At 63.7% G+C, this 19,361-nt stretch carries 15 protein-coding genes; 6 read left to right on the top strand and 9 right to left on the bottom strand.

What is annotated here, in order from left to right:
* Positions 1 to 4: 4 nt before the first annotated feature.
* From LNV28_RS22795 to LNV28_RS22780, 4 genes are all read right to left on the bottom strand, one after another.
* On the bottom strand, positions 5 to 1,774 hold the full coding sequence (locus tag LNV28_RS22795; protein WP_263519933.1) for a hypothetical protein: 1,770 nt from the start codon (positions 1,772 to 1,774) through the stop codon (positions 5 to 7).
* Between the two features lie 63 nt (positions 1,775 to 1,837).
* Positions 1,838 to 2,881: a TolB family protein gene (locus LNV28_RS22790; RefSeq protein ID WP_263519934.1), complete on the bottom strand. Its 1,044-nt coding sequence runs from the start codon at positions 2,879 to 2,881 to the stop codon at positions 1,838 to 1,840.
* A 71-nt stretch (positions 2,882 to 2,952) separates the two neighbouring features.
* A complete protein-coding gene (locus LNV28_RS22785) occupies positions 2,953 to 3,324 on the bottom strand; it encodes a hypothetical protein (protein ID WP_263519935.1) in 372 nt (123 codons plus the stop codon).
* 259 nt (positions 3,325 to 3,583) lie between these two features.
* A complete protein-coding gene (locus tag LNV28_RS22780) occupies positions 3,584 to 5,215 on the bottom strand; it encodes an ABC transporter permease (RefSeq protein ID WP_263520022.1) in 1,632 nt (543 codons plus the stop codon).
* Positions 5,216 to 5,403: 188 nt separating this feature from the next.
* On the opposite strand from LNV28_RS22780, the gene LNV28_RS22775 reads away from it, so the two are divergent.
* From LNV28_RS22775 to rocF, 5 genes are all read left to right on the top strand, one after another.
* Entirely contained in the window at positions 5,404 to 6,567 is a 1,164-nt protein-coding gene (locus LNV28_RS22775) for an ABC transporter ATP-binding protein (protein ID WP_263519936.1), read from the top strand.
* Positions 6,568 to 6,785: 218 nt separating this feature from the next.
* A complete protein-coding gene (locus LNV28_RS22770; RefSeq protein WP_263519937.1) occupies positions 6,786 to 8,222 on the top strand; it encodes a S41 family peptidase in 1,437 nt (478 codons plus the stop codon).
* Between the two features lie 84 nt (positions 8,223 to 8,306).
* Complete coding sequence (locus LNV28_RS22765; RefSeq protein ID WP_263519938.1) at positions 8,307 to 9,059, top strand: HesA/MoeB/ThiF family protein; 753 nt, start codon at positions 8,307 to 8,309, stop codon at positions 9,057 to 9,059.
* 138 nt (positions 9,060 to 9,197) lie between these two features.
* The gene (locus tag LNV28_RS22760) at positions 9,198 to 10,103 is read left to right on the top strand and encodes an LOG family protein (RefSeq protein WP_263519939.1); all 906 of its coding nucleotides are present in this window, start codon (positions 9,198 to 9,200) and stop codon (positions 10,101 to 10,103) included.
* A 49-nt stretch (positions 10,104 to 10,152) separates the two neighbouring features.
* A complete protein-coding gene (rocF, locus tag LNV28_RS22755; protein WP_263519940.1) occupies positions 10,153 to 11,073 on the top strand; it encodes an arginase in 921 nt (306 codons plus the stop codon).
* Between the two features lie 62 nt (positions 11,074 to 11,135).
* Here the strand turns inward: rocF and LNV28_RS22750 are convergent, their stop codons facing one another.
* Positions 11,136 to 11,972 (bottom strand): DUF429 domain-containing protein, encoded by an 837-nt coding sequence (locus LNV28_RS22750; RefSeq protein ID WP_263519941.1) that lies wholly within the window; start codon positions 11,970 to 11,972, stop codon positions 11,136 to 11,138.
* 37 nt (positions 11,973 to 12,009) lie between these two features.
* Between LNV28_RS22750 and LNV28_RS22745 the strand changes: the two genes are divergently transcribed.
* Positions 12,010 to 13,554, top strand: coding sequence for a S10 family peptidase (locus LNV28_RS22745; protein WP_263569043.1), 1,545 nt, complete (start codon positions 12,010 to 12,012; stop codon positions 13,552 to 13,554).
* A gap of 15 nt (positions 13,555 to 13,569) precedes the next feature.
* On the opposite strand, the gene LNV28_RS22740 is transcribed toward LNV28_RS22745, so the two are convergent.
* From LNV28_RS22740 to hutF, 4 genes are all read right to left on the bottom strand, one after another.
* Positions 13,570 to 14,733 (bottom strand): DUF3369 domain-containing protein, encoded by a 1,164-nt coding sequence (locus LNV28_RS22740; protein ID WP_263519943.1) that lies wholly within the window; start codon positions 14,731 to 14,733, stop codon positions 13,570 to 13,572.
* Between the two features lie 33 nt (positions 14,734 to 14,766).
* Positions 14,767 to 16,230, bottom strand: a complete 1,464-nt coding sequence (locus LNV28_RS22735; protein ID WP_263519944.1) for a sensor histidine kinase — start codon at positions 16,228 to 16,230, stop codon at positions 14,767 to 14,769.
* A gap of 55 nt (positions 16,231 to 16,285) precedes the next feature.
* On the bottom strand, positions 16,286 to 17,839 hold the full coding sequence (locus tag LNV28_RS25120) for a methyl-accepting chemotaxis protein (RefSeq protein WP_318013893.1): 1,554 nt from the start codon (positions 17,837 to 17,839) through the stop codon (positions 16,286 to 16,288).
* Between the two features lie 133 nt (positions 17,840 to 17,972).
* Positions 17,973 to 19,361, bottom strand: a complete 1,389-nt coding sequence (gene hutF, locus LNV28_RS22720; protein WP_263519945.1) for a formimidoylglutamate deiminase — start codon at positions 19,359 to 19,361, stop codon at positions 17,973 to 17,975.

The following is a 19,361-nucleotide window of genomic DNA, read 5'->3' as shown; positions in this document are numbered from 1 at the left end:
GACTTCAGTTCGTCGCGCAGTTGCTGCGTGTGCACTTCAAAGTGCAGGCGCGCACATCGCGGGCATCAATGACGCCATCGCCATTGCCATCGCGCGGATCGCCAGCAGCAGGCACCTGGCCAATGCCAGCACGGATCAACGCCATGTCCGCTGTGTCGACATCGCCGTCCAAGTCCACATCACAGGCGGTCACCTTGGTTTTGATGGTCAGGTCAAACAGCACAGGCGAGGCGTTGGTGGTGCTGGCATTCAGACGCGTCAACACCTGGATGAACTTGCCGCTGGCCGTGAAGGGCACGTTCTTGCTGACGGTCTGATAGGCCTGGGCGGCCAGATTTGCCGCCACATCGGCTGTGCGGTACTGGACGACGATGGCCGCGCCTGCGGGGACAGAATCCGTCCAGTTGATGCGGTCCCAGGCTGTGCCAGCGGCGCCGCTGTCGTAGGTGACGGTCCAGGTACCGGTAGGCGTGGTGGAATTCCGCGCGGCAAAACCAGCAGCATCGCTGTAGGTGTAAGGCACGCTGCCCACCGGGAAGGTGCCCATGGGCGCACCGTCGGTGCCGCGGTACTTGTGGACCCGGTTGGAGCCATAGCCGATCTGGAAGATGTCGTTGTTGGCATCCACCTGAATACCCACCGAGTAGGCGCCACCGGCTTGCAAAGGCGCCGTCCACAGCGTCACCCCCGAAGGCGACACTTTCTGGACCGTATTGGTGCCCGCGATGATATTGCCCGAACCGTCCACCACAATGCCCGCAGAACTCACGCTCAGGCCCCCGATGGCGGCCGAGGTGTTGGTGGCGGGATCAAAGACCCGGTTGTTGCTGCCGGTGTAGACCTTGTCGTTGCCCAAGGCAATGCCATACATGCCGCCGGGGAAGGAGGCCACGGTGTAGGGACCAGTGTTGCTGGCCGTGTTGGTGATCTTGCCCAGAGGGCCACCCAGTGAGGCACTCCAGAGCACTCCGTTCTTGTCGATCAGGCAACCATAGGGCTGCCAGCTGCCAGAACTCGGCTGACCTGCGGTCGGCGTGGTGGCCACCGGGCCGGCCAGCAAGCTGCCATCATTCGAGCTGTATTTGTAGTAGCGCTGGGTGTTGAACATGCCCACCCAGAGATTGCCATCGGTGCCGATGCAAAGCGCTCGGCCCAGACCGTTCTGATCACCGACTTGGACGGCCCAAGCCACGCGTTCGTCCGTGATCTCGTTGTCGTCGATCTGCCCGTTGCCATTGGTGTCGGCCATGGGCAAGGGTGTCGAACCGTTCGATGTGTCCATGACACCATTGCCATTGCGATCGATGAAGCCTTCTGCAAGCAATTTCAACAGCACCGGCTTGCGGTTCTCAAACCACCGATTCAACACATAGGCATTGCCATTGATATCCACCGACGTGCGCGAAGGGGCAGGTCCCGCGTAGGCGTTGCCCAGATGGTTGACATGGCCCGCTTGTCCAGCAGGACCAAACCAGGTGCGATAGCGGGCGAGTTCGACGTTGGAATTGGTATCGAACTTACTCACCGTGTCTTCACCGGCATTGGCAATCCACATCACTGGGAAAGTTGTGCCCACGGTATTCAGCTGAAGCTGGTTGTTATTGGGCGCCGCATGATTGACGCCAGAGAGCAAGCCCAGGTCGAAATCGGCATCGAAGGTGTAGGTCTTGGAGCCGGCAAGCGCCCCCCCCGCCAGCGTCAAAGCGGCGAAGAGGCTCAAAGCACTGCGGGCTGAGCTTGCTGCACGATGCAGCGGCTTGAATTGGGTGTTCATGGTGACATCCTTGATTGGCTTGGGGCCGCACACCGGCGACGCCCGATCTTGGTTGATGAGGGCTCAGCGAGCCAGCATGGCCACAGGCCGTACCGAGTGATCCATGTCGTGCGAAGCATGCTGGGCGAGCACTTCGGTCTTGCCGCTCTGCACGTTCACCTGATAGAGCAATGAAGTGCCACTGCGCAGGCTGACAAAAATCACATGGCGGCCGTCGCTGCTCCATTTGGGGTCGAAGTCCTCGGACGGATGCTGGCTGAGATTGCGCAGCTCGCTGCCATCAGATTTCATGCTGAAGACATCGGTACGAGCACCGTCTGGGTCATCGCGAGTGCTGGAGAAGGCGATGTACTGGCTGTCGGCCGACCAACGGGGTGACTCATGCGACGCCAACACATCCGCGGTCAGGTCCACCGACTTGCCGCTCTCCACCTCGGTGATGATCAGGTGCGAACGCTTCTCACGAAGGTCAGCCACCCACACCACTTTCGTGCCATCGGGAGAAAGCTCCGCCCAAGCCGCGCCCCGAGGTGCGAACTTGCTGCTCAGTTCCTTCAAGCCGCTGCCGTCCTGCTGCACGACAAAAGCTTGGTTGCGGGCCTTCTCGTCTTGGGCCAAAAAGCAAAGTCGCTTCCCGTCAGCTGACCAACTTGCCGCAGCAGGCCCCATGGACTTGCCTGGCACCTTGATCGTTGTCACTGCACGGCTTTGCACATCGACGATGCGAAGCACCGTGGTACCACTGCTCAGGTCCATGGCATAGAACGCCAGAGTGCGGCCGTCAGGCGCCCAGCTTGGCGCCATTTCGGCATCTGCCCCGGTCGACACCCGCTGAGGTCCGGAGCCATCGGCGCTCATGACCTGAACCACAGGGCGCCCGGCCTCGCGCGCCACAAAAGCGATTCGACCATCAGCCGACAACGCTGGCTGGGCGTAGACACCCCGCCCGCTGGTCAAGGCTTGCTCATGGCCCTGGCTGTCACGAACCCATATCTGAGGATCGCCGCTGCGCAAAGACACATAGGCCAAGCTGGCCAAGGACGGCGTGGCAGCCATACCGGCCGTTGGGCCTGCCGCGCGGACCATGGGTGCCGCGAAGGGCAGCATCGTGGCAGCCAAAGCGCAGGCCAAACGATTCCAAGCCAGTTTTTTTGCTTGCTGATGACTCATCATCAGCCTCACTGGACAACCATGAAATTGGTACTGGCCAGTGCCTTGCCCGAACTGTCCAAGACGCTGAGCTTGTACTGCCCTGCCGCGCCACCGGGCAAGCGGTAGCTGACATTGCCTTCAGCGTTGACCATCACCGTCAGCTGCGTTTCAACGCCATTGGGCGCCACCAAGGCAATCGAAACCGAGGTATTTGGCTTGTAGCCTCGCCCCTCAAAGACGGCGCCTTTGCTGGCTTGCACCAAGGAAGGACCGGCCAAGCTGGGCGCAGCGGCCTTGGCGGTGGCCTGCGCTGCGCTCAGCAGCGGCAAGCAGACCAGCGTCAGCAGCATTGCCTCACGGGCGCGCCGACTCAGCGTTCGGACGAGGTGAAATTCCATTGCGAACTCCTGCGTTTCTCGAAGCACAGCCGCGACCGCGACTGCTGTGAACGCATAGTCCGCCTACAAAAATGCTCTGGCAATCGCACAAAGTTCACGAGCGCCCTCAATACCCCCCTCAGTCACGGGGGTACACACAAGCCTCCCCCTAACTCAAACCGCTGAAATGCTAGGCGTTCGCATTCAACCTTTGGCGGCCAGACGGAAACCTGCCGCTTTGGAGCAAGTTGAAACGGGCATTCGTCGCCAGCGTGCACCTTCAGCGCTGACGCATCGCCCTCGACAACATCAGCACCGGCACCAAGCCCACCAGCACAATGGCCAGCGAGGGCAGCGCCGCTTCGCCGAGCCGCTCGTCTCGGGCCATTTGATAGGCCACCACGGCCAGGGTGTCGCTGTTGAAGGGGCGCAGCACCAAAGTGGCAGGCAGCTCCTTCATCACATCAACAAACACCAGCAAGGCCGCTGCCAGGCTGGAGCGGGCCAGCAGTGGGGCATGCAGCTCCCAAAACACCCGAGAGCGACTGGCGCCCAGCAGGCGAGCCGTTTCATCCACATTGGGCGAAATGCGGGCATAGCCCGCCTCGACCGACTGCAGGGCCACGCCCGAAAAGCGCACCAGGTAGGCGTAAATCAGGCCGCTGATGGTGCCGGTCACAAGGCCTGTCAGGCCCAGCTGTGGCGCATGTTCCTGCAGCCAGCCCAAGGGCAACAGGATGCCCACGGCGATCACCGCGCCAGGTACGGCATAGCCGAGCGACACCACGCGGGTGGACAGGCGCAACAAGCCGGCGCCGGGTCCGCGCGCCGCGCCGGCGCTGTGCCCCATACGGCCGGCATAAGCCAGCACCAAGGCCATTGCGACGGCCAGTGCGGCGGACAAGCCAGCCAATTGCAAGCTCGTCCACGCCCACTGAGCAAAGCGGGCAAGTGGAAGGCCGAATTCGCCGTAGCGCGCTTCCAGCCACATCAGCTTGAGCAAGGCCAGAACCGGCAATACAAAGCCCAGCAAGATGGGCACGGAGCAAAGCGCAACAGCCAGGAATGCAGCCAGGCCGTGCAGCCGCAGGGGGCGGGCTTCGGCCGCATGCTGAGCCCCTACTCGACTGCTGGAAAAGCGCAGCCGAGCCTGCGCCCTCCGCTCCAACCAGAGCAGGCCGGCCACGGCCAGCAAAAGCACCGAGGCCAACTGGGCGGCTGCCATGCGGTCGTTCATCACCAGCCAGGCCTTGTAGATGCCGGTGGTCAGGGTGTTGAGGCCGAAGTAGGCTCCGACCCCGTAATCGGCCAGGGTCTCCATCAAGGCCAGCGCCACGCCGGCTGCCAGTGCCGGTCGGGCCAGGGGCAGAGCCACCTCGCGCACCCGGCGCAAGGTGCCCGCACCGAGGATGCGAGCGGTTTCCATCAAGGTGACACCGCGTTCGCTGAGCGCCGTACGGGTCAGCAGATAAACATACGGGTAGAGACACAGCACAAAGAGCAGCACCGCGCCTGGCAAGCTGCGTACATCGGACCAGAGCGGCCGGCTTGTGCCCAGTAAACCGCGCAGCCAGGTCTGCAAAGCGCCGCTGTACTGCAGCGCATCGGTGTAGGCATAGGCCGCTACATAGGCGGGCATGGCCATGGGCAGCAACAAGCCCCATTCGAACCAGCGCCGACCGGGGAAATCAAAGAGGCTGACCGCCGCAGCCGTCGCGCCACCCAGCAAAGCCACGCCAAGCGCCACTGCCACCGACAACACCAGAGATGAAGCGGCATAGGCCGGCAGCACCGTTTCCAGTTGGTGGCGCAGCAGCGCCAAGCTCTGTGCGTCCAGACTCAACCAGGAACCCAGCACGCCGAACACGGGCACGGCCAGCAAGAGGCAAACAACAGTGATCAGACGCAGCATGCAGGCGACAAACAACAAGGAGGGGCCAAGGAGGCGTCGGTAGCTCAAATATGGCGCAAAAGCTGGCCACGGCGCGCCACAGCCAGCTTGGTGCCCACGACCCCGGACAGCGCGCTCTTGACCTGAATCAAGCAAATGCGAACGATCCGCATTCGAAACACGCGAGGCGGCCCGCTATCATAAAGGCCATGTTTCTTGCACTCGACCAGATCGGCCTGCGCTACCCCGGCGCCAACCTGGGCCCGGCACAGCCTTCCTTGCAGCACCCACCCACGGCAACCAGCAACAAGGTCCGCCCCGGCGCCGTTGATGGCGTCACCCTGGGTCTGGCGCGGGGGCAGATCGGCGTGCTGATCGGACCCTCGGGTTGCGGCAAGACCTCCTTGCTGCGCTGCATCGCCGGCCTGGAGCGTTTGAACAGCGGCCGAATCCTGATCGAAGGGGAAGCGCTGGCCGACGCCAGCCTCGGCCTGCACCTGGCGCCCGAGGCGCGCCGCATCGGCATGGTCTTCCAGGACTACGCCCTGTTCCCGCATCTGTCCGTGGCCGAGAACATCGCCTTCGGCCTGCGCCACCAGAGCCGCAGCGACCGCGACCGTCGCATTGGCGAGATGCTCGATCTGGTCGGCCTGGCCCATGCGGCCAAGCGTGCGCCGCACCAGCTTTCCGGCGGCCAGCAGCAGCGTGTCGCCCTGGCCCGGGCCTTGGCACCGGCACCGCGACTGCTCTTGCTGGATGAGCCCTTCTCCAGCCTCGACGTCGACCTGCGCGAGCACCTGTCCCAAGAGTTGCGCGCCATCCTGCATGCCAGCGCCACCACCGCGTTGTTCGTGACCCATGACCAGTCCGAAGCCTTTGCCATCGGCGATGTCGTCGGTGTCATGAACAAGGGCCGGCTGGAGCAATGGGATGCGCCGTACACCGTCTACCACCGCCCTGCCACACGCTTTGTGGCCGACTTCATCGGCCACAGCGTCTTCGCACCGGGCCGCATCGTCGCCGGGGCTGACGGCCCCGAGGTGCTGACCCCTGTGGGTGCGCTGGTGGATGCCGAAGCCTGCGCCATGGCCAGCGCCTACCCGGACGGTGCCTGCGATGTGCTGCTGCGGGCCGATGACATCATTCATGACGACGCGGCGCCGGTGAAAGCGCAAATCGAACGCAAGATCTTTCGCGGCGCGGACTTTCTCTACACCTTGCGTCTGGCCACCGGCGACCGCCTCAAGGCCCATGTGCCTTCGCACCACGACCACCATCTGGGCGAATGGATCGGCATACGAGCCCATGTCGACCACGTCGTGACATTCCCCGCGCTGAGCGGCGACACGGCCCGTACGGAGAGCCCGCTCTGACCGGGTGCCGAAAGTCACCGAAAACGTAAAGCTGGCGTAAAGCCCTGCGTTTCGTCTGTTTGTGCACTTGAATCCAGCGATTTGGAGGGGCAAATGCAGCTGTCTGCCCGCCAAGCGAAAGCCCTGCGGGCATATACTGAAGGCGTGGTTTTCCTGCGACTGCTACGCTTCGCCCACCACGACATTGCTGTATTTCACCGACAGGACAGGCTCGCATCATGAGTGCCAAATTGAAAGTTGCCGGCTGGCTCGCTCTGGGCGCCGTTGCAGGCGCATTGACCACGATGCAATTGCAGGCCAACGCCCGCAGCAGCCTCTCGCCGCTGCCACTGGAAGAGCTGCAACAGCTGGCTGCCGTGTTCGGCATGGTCAAGTCCGATTACGTCGAACCCGTCGATGAGAAAAAACTGATCAATGACGCGATCGCCGGCATGGTCTCCGGCCTGGACCCGCACTCTCAGTTCTTCGACAAGAAGAACTTCAAGGAGTTCCGCGAAGGCACGACCGGCAAATTCGTCGGTGTCGGCATCGAAATCGGCATGGAAGACGGCTTGGTCAAGATCGTCTCGCCGATCGAGGGCTCGCCCGCCTTCCGCGCCGGCCTCAAGAGCGGCGACCTGATCAGCAAGATCGACGACACCCTGGTGCGCGGCCTCGGCCTCGACCAGGCCGTCAAGCGCATGCGCGGCGAGCTCAACACCAAGGTTCAGCTGACCATCTACCGCAAGAGCGAAAACCGCAGCTTCCCCGTCACCATCGTGCGCGAAGAAATCCGCGCCCAGAGCGTGCGCGGCAAGGTGGTCGAGCCCGGCTATGCCTGGCTGCGCGTGAGCCAGTTCCAAGACCGCACGGTGGAAGACTTCGCCAAGAAGCTGGAAGAGATCTATAAGCAGGAGCCCAATCTCAAGGGCCTGGTGCTGGACCTGCGCAATGACCCGGGCGGCCTGCTGGAAGCCTCGGTGGCGATTTCCTCGGCCTTCCTGAGTCGCGACGTCGAGGTGGTCAGCACCAACGGCCAGATCGCCGACTCCAAGGCCAGCTTCAAGGCCAGCCCTGATTACTACCTGCGCCGCGGCGGCAACGACCCGCTGAAGAAACTGCCGGCAGCGCTCAAAAAAGTGCCGATGATCGTGCTGGTCAACGAAGGCTCGGCTTCGGCCAGCGAGATCGTCGCCGGCGCCCTCCAGGACCACAAGCGCGCGCTGATCATGGGCGCCCAGACCTTCGGCAAGGGCTCGGTGCAGACCGTTCGCCAGCTGAGCCCGGACACCGCGCTCAAGATCACCACCGCGCGCTACTACACGCCGAGCGGCCGCTCCATCCAGGCCACCGGCATCGTGCCCGACATCCAGTTGGACGAAACCGCCGAAGGCAATGTCTTCGCCGCCCTGCGCACCCGCGAAGCCGATCTGGAAAAACATCTGGGCGGCAAAGACGAAGTGAAGGACGAAGCCCGCGAGAAGGCCCGCGAGGAAGCGCGCCAGAAGCTGGAAGCCGAGTACGCCAAGAAGAATGAGCCGCCCAAGCCCCTGCCCGAGTTCGGCAGTGCCGAGGACTTCCAACTGGCGCAAGCACTGAACCAACTCAAAGGCCAGCCGGTGCTGGTGTCCAAGACTGCGGTGGAACGCAAGGCCGAAGCCAAGACTGGCGAGTAAGCCACGGCTTACCGGCAGCAAGCCAAGGTAAGGCCCGCTTCTCAGCGGGCCTTTTTCATGGGCGCTGCAGGCTATGCTGGCGCCATGAATGACGAACAGTTGCTGCGCTACTCGCGCCACATCCTGCTGGACGAAATCGGCATCGAGGGTCAACAGCGCCTGCTGCAATCGCGGGCCCTGATCATCGGCGCGGGCGGCCTGGGTTCTCCGGCCGCGCTCTACCTCGCCTCAGCCGGTGTCGGTCACATCACCCTAGTCGACGACGATGCAGTCGAGCTGACCAATCTGCAGCGCCAGATCGCCCACACCCAGGCGCGCATTGGCAGCCCCAAGGTCGAGTCGGCTGCCCAGGCGATGGCGGCCATCAACCCCGACCCGACGCTGCGCACGGTGCAAGCGCGCGCCGATGCGGCGCTGCTGGATGAACTCGTGCGCGAGGTTGATGTGGTGCTGGACTGCTGCGACAACTTCGCCACCCGCCAGGCGGTCAACCGGGCCTGCGTCAAACACGCCAAGCCCCTGATCTCCGGCGCCGCCACCGGCTGGCATGGCCAGATCAGCGTCTATGACAGCCGCCAGGCCCTGGCGCCCTGCTACGCATGCCTGTTCCCGCCCGACAGCCGCTTCGAGGAGGCCCATTGCGCCCTGATGGGCGTGCTGGCGCCCCTGGTGGGCATCATCGGCAGCATGCAGGCTGCCGAGGCACTGAAAGCCTTGCTGGGCGCCGGTGAAACTCTGGCCGGGCGCCTGCTGATGCTGGACGGCAAGCGCATGGAGTGGAGCGAAATACTCGTGCAGAAAGACCCTGGCTGCAGCGTTTGCAAGCAAACAATCTGAGCCATGCACACACCAAACCTCTGTTTTTCAGTTTTTTACGAAACAAAATTCTCCGCAGCTTCTCGTAAGCTGCGCCCAGCGGCTGACTCCGCAACTGAAACGACCGACGGCCCGCAGGCCTGAGGTCAGGACCCTGACATGAGCCAAAAGCGCAAACCCCTGATCGCCCGCAATTTCCCCAGCGCCAAGGAAGAGGTGCAAGAAGCGCGGCGCGGCATTCCGCAGCCCAATTACGACCAGCCCGGCAGCGCCTATCGCTTGGCTTTCGACGACAGCGAGTTCCTGCTGCGCGAGGAGCTGCGGCCGGTGCGCATGCAGCTGGAGTTGCTCAAGCCCGAGCTGGTGCAGCAGGAACTGGGCATCAAGTCCACCATCGTCATGTTCGGCAGCGCCCGCATCCTGCCCCGTGAGGTGGCCGAGCAAAAGGTCGAACAGGCCCTGCAGAGCGGCGACGCCGAAGCGCTCAAGCGCGCCGAGATGCAGCTCTCCATGAGCCATTACTACGAGGAAGCGCGGCGTTTTGCAGCACTGGTCACCACCGTCTCCACGCAGCGCCACAACCCCATCTATGTGGTCACGGGCGGTGGACCCGGCATCATGGAAGCGGGCAACCGCGGCGCCTACGAGGTGGGCGGCAAGAGCATAGGCCTGAACATCGTGCTGCCGCATGAGCAGCATCCCAACCCCTACATCACGCCGGAGCTGTGCTTCCGCTTTCACTACTTCGCCCTGCGCAAGATGCATTTCCTGATGCGCTCTGTGGCCTTGGTCTGCTTCCCCGGGGGCTTTGGCACCCTGGACGAGCTGTTCGAGACCATGACGCTGATCCAGACGGGCAAGAGCCGGCGCCGACCCATCCTGATGTTCGGCCGCGAGTTCTGGACCCGCTTGATCAACTTCGACTGGCTGGTCGAAACCGGCATGATCAGCCCCGGCGACGAAAAGCTCTTCCATTTCGTTGAGAGCGCCGAGGAAGCCTGGGCCCTGCTCGAATCGGAATACGACATGAACCCCGGCGCGCTGGACTGCGACGCCGCCGACTGAATTCCCCCTCCCGCCCTGCTTCAACCCATAACAACACAGGACCACTGACATGACCACACTTCGATCCGTCTCCCTGATCGGCGCGCCCACCGACATCGGTGCCGGCGCCCGCGGCGCCAGCATGGGCCCGGAAGCGCTGCGCGTGGCCGACCTGGCCGCAGCGCTGCAGAGCCACGGCGTCGATGTGCTGGACCGTGGCAACCTCAGCGGCCCGTCCAACCCCTGGCTGCCGCCGGTCGATGGCTACCGCCACCTGAACGAAGTCACGACCTGGAACCAGACCGTGCACGACGCGGTCTACGCCGAGCTCAAGACCGGCCGCATGCCCATCCTGCTCGGCGGTGACCACTGCCTGGGCCTGGGCTCGATCAGCGCCGTGGCTCGCCACTGCCGCGATGTCGGCAAGAAGCTGCGCGTGCTCTGGCTGGACGCCCATGCCGACTTCAACACCAGCGCCCTCACCCCGTCGGGCAATATCCACGGCATGCCGGTCGCTTGCCTGTGCGGCTTCGGCCCGCAGCAGCTGATCGAGATCGGCGGCAAGGTGCCGGCCATCAGCCCTAAGTGGGTGCGCCAGATCGGCATCCGCAGCGTCGACGCAGGCGAAAAGCGCTTCGTCAACGAGCAGGAGCTGGAAGTCTTCGACATGCGCTACATCGACGAGATGGGCATGCGCCACACCATGGAGCTGGCCCTGGCCACGCTGGACGCCAACACCCACTTGCACGTCAGCTTTGACGTCGACTTCCTCGACCCCGACATTGCACCCGGCGTTGGCACCACCGTGCCCGGCGGCCCGACCTACCGCGAAGCCCAGCTCTGCATGGAAATGATTGCCGACACCGGCTTCATGGCCTCGCTGGATGTCATGGAGCTGAACCCGGCCCTGGACCTGCAGAACAAGACGGCCAAGGTGGCGGTGGACTTGATCGAGTCTTTGTTTGGCAAATCGACCTTGATGAGGAAGTAAGTTTGCCCTGCCTGCGGCAGAAGGCAAGTCCACCCTGATGCGCAAGTAAGCAGCGCCCAGGCTCAGGCGCTGACGATCCAGCCCTCCAGCGGATCAAAATTGGCCGGCAACCCGTAGCCCGCCTGGGTCTGCGCCCAGCCGGCCTGCATCAGGCATAACACGGCATCGAGACGGTCACCACTGGCGTCGTCGATCAGGGCCTCGCGCTGCCCGTGGCTGAGCTTGAGGCGCAAGCCCAGGCGGCTGCGGCCCTGCTCCAGGGCATCGATCAGGTCCTTGCGGGCGATCAGGCGATCTGGAGTCTGCTTGGCGCGGTCGTCGCTCTTGTAGCTGCGCCGGCCCAAACACTCTCGCGCCAGCAGGCCGGGGTAGGCCTCGAGTGCAACGCGCTCGGGGTCGCCCGCGTGCAAGCCAGGCAGATGCACGCCGGCCTTCAGCAGCAAGGGCACGCCTGCGTGGAGCATGTAGGCCACCGGTGGGTTCACCCACTTCATGCTCGGCGATGAACCGGCTGGCAGGTCGCAGGCCCGGTGGGCGAACTTTCCACCGGCAGGCCGGGCATCGCAGAAGGCCGCAAAGGTGGCGCGGATCTCGGCACGGCTCAAGCCGCAGTAGTGCGCCATCAGCGCCGCCCAATCTTGCGGCCAGCCGAGAGCCTGCACCAGCTCCCGCGGCAGGCCGAAGGGGAAATCAAAACCACCCAACCAGGGCTCGGGCCGGCGCAGGAAATCCGCAAGCGACTCCAAGCTTTCAAAAGCCAGCAAGCCCTCCAGGCGCAAGACCTGACCCTGACGCCGGCCTTGGGCCACGGTGATGGGCTTGCGGCGCGTCGGTGCGCTGCTGAAATCAAGCCCCAGCAAGGGGGAGTCGGTGGCGGGTGTGGACAGGCTAGAGTGCATGCATCGCACTCTAGAGCACATCACGCAAAGGAAAGCCATGTCCTCGGCCGATCACCCCTCTTCCAAAGCCCCGTCGGACGGCAAGAACGCTGCCTCCAGCAGCGACACGGTGCACAAGCCGCCGGTTGAACATCTGGTCGTCACCGAGCACAAGCTGGTGCTCGGCAAGCGCACGCTGGAATACACCGCCACCTGCGGCACCTTGCTGCTGCAAGAAGTGCACAGCGAGGCCGAGGGCGCCCACAAGGGCCAGTTCAAAGGCAAGAAAACCCGGGCCAGCGTGTTCTTTGTGGCCTACACGCTCAAGGCTTCGGGCAAAAAATCGGCGACGGCCGAAACTCGGCCCCTGACCTTCAGTTTCAACGGTGGGCCGGGCTCTTCGAGCGTCTGGCTGCACCTGGGCCTGCTGGGACCGCAGCGTGTACCGACCGATGACATGGGCCAGTGCGGCGCACCGCCCTATGCCTTGAGCGACAACGAGTTCACCCTGTTGACCGACTCCGACCTGGTCTTCATCGACCCGGTGGGCACCGGCCACTCGCTGGTGGCAGAGGGCGAGAAGCTGGCCGAGTACCACGAGTACCAACGCGACCTCGACGCCGTGGGCGAGTTCATCCGCCTCTACCTGAACCGCTACGGTCGCTGGGCCAGCCCCAAGTACCTGATCGGCGAAAGCTATGGCACCACCCGCGCGGCCGGGCTCTCGCGCCACCTCCAGGACAAGCACAACATCCACCTCAATGGCCTGATGCTGGTGTCCATGGCCGTGGACTTCCAAACCCTGGGCTTCGACCACGGCAATGAACTGCCCTTCCCGCTCTTCCTGCCCACCTATGCGGCCACAGCCTGGTACCACAAGGCCTTGAAACCTGCCCAGCAAAAGAAGCCGCTGAAGCAAGTCGTCAGCGAAGCTGAAGAATTCGCCAACGGCGAGTACTGGCTGGCCCTGATGCAGGGTTCACGGCTGAGCGCAGAGCGCCGCCAGAAGGTGGCCGAAACGCTGTCCAGCTACAGCGGCCTGAGCGTGGCCTATTTGCTGCGCTGCGACCTGCGGCCGACGGAATTCCGCTTTTTCAAGGAACTGCTGCGCGAACGAGGCCAGACCGTGGGCCGACTGGACAGCCGCTTCCTGGGCCTGGACCGCGACGACGCCGGCGAGCACCCAGAAGACGACGCTGGCATGAACAATCTGGTCGGCGCCTATGCCGTGGGCATCAACCGCGTGCTGCGCGAGAAGCTGAAGTACGAGAGCGACGCGCCCTATCTGGTGATCGCGCCCCTCTGGAACACCTGGGCCTGGAAGGGCTTCGAGGGCAAGTACGTCAATGTCGGCGACAGCCTGCGCCGCGCCATGCACGCCAACCCGGACATGCGCATCTATGTGGCCAGCGGCTACTACGACCTGGCCACACCGCACGCCGCCGGCGACTACACGCTCAGCCACCTGGGCCTGCACGGCAGCTTGCAGAACAATGTGCAGGTCAGCTATTTCGAGGCCGGGCACATGATGTACATCCACCGGCCTTCGCTGGAGCGCATGGCGGCCGAGCTGCGCGACTTTGTGCGCGCCAGCCCGCGTTGACTGAAGCGCAAACAGTCAGACTGGCCCGGCGCTGCTCCGTTCAGCGCCTTGTTGCAGGGCCTGGGTCAAGGCGGCCGTGTCAAAGGAGCGGCCGCTCTGCGCCGACAGATGTGGCAGCACCCGACTCAAAGGCGCAGCCACTGCAGAGCTGTTGCGGGCCTGCATGGCCTCGAACAATTCCAAGACAGCACGGATGAATTCGAGCTGCGCCTGCTGCACCGATTCGAACTGCTGCAGATTGTCAAAGGCCCAGGCGATCTTGCCGCAAAACAATTCCAACAAGCTGCGCTGCGGCTCCGCCAAAGGCCAGGGCGGCGATACCAAGATCACAAAGTCATGTCCCTCGGGCGTGCCCACATAGAGCACATCCAAGGGGTGTTCAAAGCGGCTGCTGCGCTCCTTGAAGGCCCGCTGGATGGCCGCATCCAAGGGTGCGTTTGCCGCCACCTCGCCCATGCTGCTCAGGGCCGCGTAGCTGCCGGTCGAGGCCATCACCACAATGGCGGGCTCATCCGCCGCACTGCCGCGACGTAGGCAGAGCACCCCGTCCGCCCCTACATCCAAGATCGCGCTGACCTGGTTCAACACGCCGGAGGCGAACTCTCGCAAGGAGCGCACGTGATACAGATCGGTTGAGGCATCCAGAATGCGCTCCAAGCCGCGCCGGTTGCGCTCGATCATCACCAAGCTCTCATAGGTCCGGAGTGAAGCAATGACCGTGGTGAAGAGCTTTTGCTGGCTCAGATCGGTCTTGCACTTGTAGTCGTTGATGTCGTACTGCACGATCACATCGGTCTCAGGCGCCTGACCCGGCTGGCCGGTGCGCAGCACGATGCGCGACAAGGTATTGCCCAATTCATCGCGGATCTGCCTCGCCATTCGCAGACCGGCGTCGTCGGTTTCCATCACCACGTCCAGCAGCACCAGCGCGATATCGGCCTCTCGCCGCATGGTCATCACGCCCTCCCGTGCCGAGTACGCCGAGAGCATCTGCAAGCCTCGGCCCTTGTACATCACCTGGCTCAAGGCCAGCCGGGTCGCCGCGTGGATGTCGGGTTCATCATCGACGATCAGCACCCGCCATGGAGCCAGCTCCAGCGCCCGGCTTGCTGCCGCTGCCGGATCATCATCCAGCAGCCAAACCTCGTCATCGGATGGAGCGGGGGGCGCTGTTGTCATGATGCTGTGAGCTCTTCCAGTGGGTTCGAAGGGTCAGGTGCCGGCAGGCCGCTTTGCTGCCTCGGGCGTCACCCGCGGCAGGCTGATCAAAAACTGCGTGCCCTGGCCCAATTGGCTGCGCAAACGCACCTGGCCTGCGAGCGTGTTGGTCAACAGGTTGTAGACGATATTCAGACCCAAGCCGCTGCCACCGGCATGACGCTGGGTGGTGAAGAAGGGATCGAAAACCTTGTCCAAATGCTCGGGCGCAATGCCGCGCCCCGTATCGGTGAACACCAACTCCAGCTGTTCGCCGACCTGCAAGATCTCGATCGAAACCGAACCCGCTTGGCCTTCGTCAAAGGCATGGCGTTGGACGTTCAGCAGCAAATTGGTCAGAACCTGAGCCAATGCGCCGGGGTAGCTGTCCATTTCAATGCCATCTGGGCAGTGAACTTCAATCTGCAGGGCGCTGCGCTTGAGCTCGCCCTGCAGGCTTTGAATCACCTCCAGGATATAGGCCCGCAAGAGGAACCTGCGGCGCGCTTCGCTGGTCTGATCCACCGCCACCTGCTTGAAACTGCGGACCAGCTTGGCCACCCGGTTCGCATTGGAGGCCAGCAAATCGGTGCATTCGCCCGCCAATTTCAGATAGTCCTGCAAGGCCTGCTTTTTGATCGTCCCTGCCGCCATCTGGTTGCTGACGTCTTGGGTCGCTTGCTGCAAGGTGGTCGCACAGGTCAGGCTGATGCCCACCGGTGTGTTGATCTCATGGGCCACGCCGGCCACCATGCCGCCCAGACTGGCCATGCGTTCGGACTGCACCAGCAACTCCGAGGTGGCGGCCAACTGCGTGAACACTCTTTCGGTGGGGCGCAGCACAGCGCGACGAATCATCACGAAAAACGTCGTCATGCCGCCCAGCAAGCCCGCCGCCAGGCCGAGCAAGGCCAGCGTGATGGCGCGCTTTGCGCTCGCCTCGGCTTCGGCATCGGTACGTTTGGCGCGCTCGGCAGCACGGTCAGAAATGAGCTCCAGTGCTGCCAGCAATGGTCGATCAGCCCCTCGGATCGACGCGTCGGTTTGTTGCGGCCGAAAACCATCGGCCTCAAACCGCACGCGGGCCTGGGCATACACCTGGCTCAGCGCCAGATGCGATTGGATCGCCGCGTCGATGGCACTGCGGTCCGCTTCCGCTGCGGCGGCACGCAGCGCCTGCAAGCCAGACTGCACCGCTTGTTGACGCGCCAGCACCGCCTGCCAGTGCTCGGCCGAACTGGCTGCATCGCTGCTGCGCAAGAGCAGGTTCTTCCACTCCTGCACCTGCCACTTGAACTCGATGGCCACATCCAGCGCCCGCTCGGCACGGTCGTGATCCGGCAAGGCTTCCTGGCTGAAGCGCTCCAGCGCCTTCCAAAGCCCATGGCCACCATACAAGGTGGCGCCGCCAATCAAGCCAAACGCCAGCGCGGCGATCAGCAACAGGTTCCGGAAGATCTGTTTGGCGGCTTGGCTCATGGCCGGGCTTTGCTCGGCTCAGGCCGCAGGGAGTACTTGCCCCGAGGGCCTAGCCTCAAAGCTTGAACACGGCGACCGATTTGGCCAACTCATCGGCCTGGGTCTGCAAGCTTTGGGCTGCCGCCGCCGATTGCTCTACCAGGGCCGCGTTTTGCTGCGTCATGGTGTCGAGTTGGTTGATGGCCTGGCCGATCTGCCCGATGCCGGTGCTCTGCTCGGCCGTCGAATGGCTGATTTCGGCCACGATATTGCTGACCCGGCTGATCGAGGCAATCACCTCCTGCATGGTGCCGCCGGCACGCTCGACCAGGGCCGCACCGGCCTCCACGCTTTCGCTGCTGGCGGTGATCAAGCCCTTGATCTCTTTGGCGGCCTCGGCCGAGCGCTGCGCCAAAGAGCGCACCTCACTGGCCACCACTGCGAAGCCTCGGCCTTGTTCACCGGCCCGCGCAGCTTCCACTGCAGCATTCAGCGCCAGGATATTGGTCTGGAAGGCAATGCCGTCGATGGTGGAGATGATGTCGCTGATCTTGTTGGATGAAGCGCTGATGCGGCTCATGGTGCTGACCACCTCGCCCACCACCTCGCCACCACGCTGAGCAACACCGGCGGCCTCGGTGGCGAGTTGATTCGCCTGCCGCGCCGAATCAGCGTTATGTTTGACGCTCGCCGTCAGCTCTTCCATTGCCGAAGCGGTCTCCTCCAGATTGGAGGCGGCCTGCTCGGTGCGGTGGCTGAGATCATGCCCACCGGCCGACACCTCGGCCGCTGCGGTAGCGATGCTGTCGGTGGCATTGCGCACATTGCCGACCACCTCTCGCAGCGAATCCTGCATGGCCTTGACGCCGCGCATCAAGTCACCGGTTTCGCACTGTCCGTGCGGGCGGATATCCTCGCTCAAGTCTTGCCCTGCAATTCGCTCCGCCGACTGCTGCACCTCGCTCAAAGGCTGAAGAATGGAACGGATATTGAACGCCGTATAAAAGCCAATCAAGGCCAAGCTACCCAGCGAAATGAAGATCAAGCTCATCCGAATGCGTTTTTCATGGGCGGCAATCTCAACCACCCCTTCATCGGCATCCTTGTCAATGGCGGCCACCAACTCGGCCAATTTCTCTTCCATCGGGCGAATTGCCTTCTTCGCGGCGCCCAAGGCCTTGTTTGCAGAAGCCGGGTCAGCGAAAGCCTTTTCACCCACTTTGCCCATGAAGAGGTCCATCTCGGACTTGTAAGCTCTCAAGCCCTCGTCGATAGCCTTGTTCAGTTGCTGCTCGGCCGGAGGAAGTTCCAATTTCGCGAGTTCTTGCTCGGCCTTGACGAAGCGGTCATAAGCCTTGCGCCAATCGACCCGGTACTTCTCAATGGCCGCAGAATCTTCAAGATTGATGACCATGTCCTTCTCGTAGCGGCGCAAATTGCCGGCTTCGGCGCGCATGGTCGAGACATAGACCAAAGACTGGTTGTCGTTGTCGACAAAGTGCTTGAATGCGTCGGTGGATGCATTCAGGCTGTAAAGCCCTGTGCCCCCGACAACCATCAACATCAACATCGAAATGCCGGCCAAGGCATACAAGCGGGCGCGCACCGTGAAATCCTGCAGATTCAGCATCGTCGGCTCCTGGGGTGACAGCCCCCTTGAGCACTCAATATATTCGAAACGCTGTTCGCACAGAAGTTAAAAGCAAGGGTGAAATCTCCCAAATTGCAACATGAGCAAGAGCCGGGGGCGGCTCAGCCCTGGATCAAACAAGCGCTCGCATGGTACGGATGAACCGCTCGGTCACGGCGCTCTGGCCCGATGGCGCCAAGGGATGCGTCGGCTGCCAACGCAGGCAGCCCGCCACATAGACTTCACGCAAGACCTGACCCTGGGACGCAAAGACCAGGCCGTCCAAGACCGAATCGGCCGGCAAACCGGCGACGCCGCTGGCCAAAGGGTCCAGGACCAAAAAGTCAGCCCGGGCTCCCTTCTCCAGGCCCCATTGCTTGAATCCGGCCGGTGCCGCGCTGCCCTTGCGCGCCGCTTCGAACAGGCGCGCAGCCGTGCTGGGCTCGCGGCCTGGGGCCGCCGCCACATTGCGCTGCTGCAGGCCCAGGCGCTGGCCGTACTCCAGCCAGCGCAGCTCCTCCACCCAGTTGCGAGTGACATGGCTGTCCGAGGCAATGCTGATGGGCACACCGGCCTCCAGCCAGCCCGAAAGATCGCAGAGGCCGTCACCGAGATTGCCCTCGGTGCCGGGGCAGATCACCACCGAGGCACCCGCAGCCGCCACCTGAGCGATCTCCTCGGGCGTGCTGTGGGTGGCATGAACCAGATGCCAACGCCGGTCGGGCAGGAAGTCGTTGCACAGCAGCTGCATGGGCCGCTGGCCGGTGGCGGCCAGGCAGTCGCGCACCTCCTGCTGCTGCTCTGAAATGTGGATGTGAATCGGGATGTCGGCATCGCCAACCAGGGCTTGCAGCTCCTGGATGTCGCCGGCATGGGCGGCACGCAGGGAATGCAGGGCCACGCCGGCATTGAGCAGCGGCCGGCCGGCGGCGCGGATGCGTTCGCTGGCGCGCCAGACCCAGGCCGCATCGGTGGCGAAGCGGCGCTGATCGCGGCGCAGAGCCGGCTCGGCAAAGCCGGCATGGGCATACAGCACCGGCAGCAAGGTCAGGCCCAGGCCCACCTCGGCGGCTGCGTCGGCCAAGGCCCAACTCATGGCCAGCTCGTCGGGGTAGGCGCTGCCGTCTTCCTGATGCTGCAGGTAGTGGAACTCGCAGACTTGCGTGTAGCCGCCCTGCAGCAGCTCCAGGTAGAGCTGGGCGCCGATGTCGCGCAGCTGTTCGGGCGTGACGCGCAGCGCCAGGCCGTACATGCGGTCGCGCCAGGACCAGAAATCGTCGTCGCCCGCCTCGCGCCGTTCGGCCAGGCCGGCAAACGCGCGCTGGAAGGCATGGCTGTGGGTGTCGACCAGGCTGGGGATAACCGGCCCATCCAAGCGCGTGACGCCTTCCGCGCAGGGCTGGCCAGCCTGCACGTGCAGCCAGTGGCCATCGGGGCCGACTTCCAGCAGCACATCGCGCTGCCAGCGACCTTCGACCCAGGCTTGTGCCGCCCAGAACTTCTGCTTCTTGTGCTCGTTCAT

Source organism: Paucibacter sp. DJ2R-2 (genome assembly GCF_025717675.1).
Lineage (GTDB): Bacteria > Pseudomonadota > Gammaproteobacteria > Burkholderiales > Burkholderiaceae_C > Paucibacter_A.
Note: the sequence above shows the minus strand (reverse complement) of the source record. Positions and strands in the feature narration are given on the sequence as shown.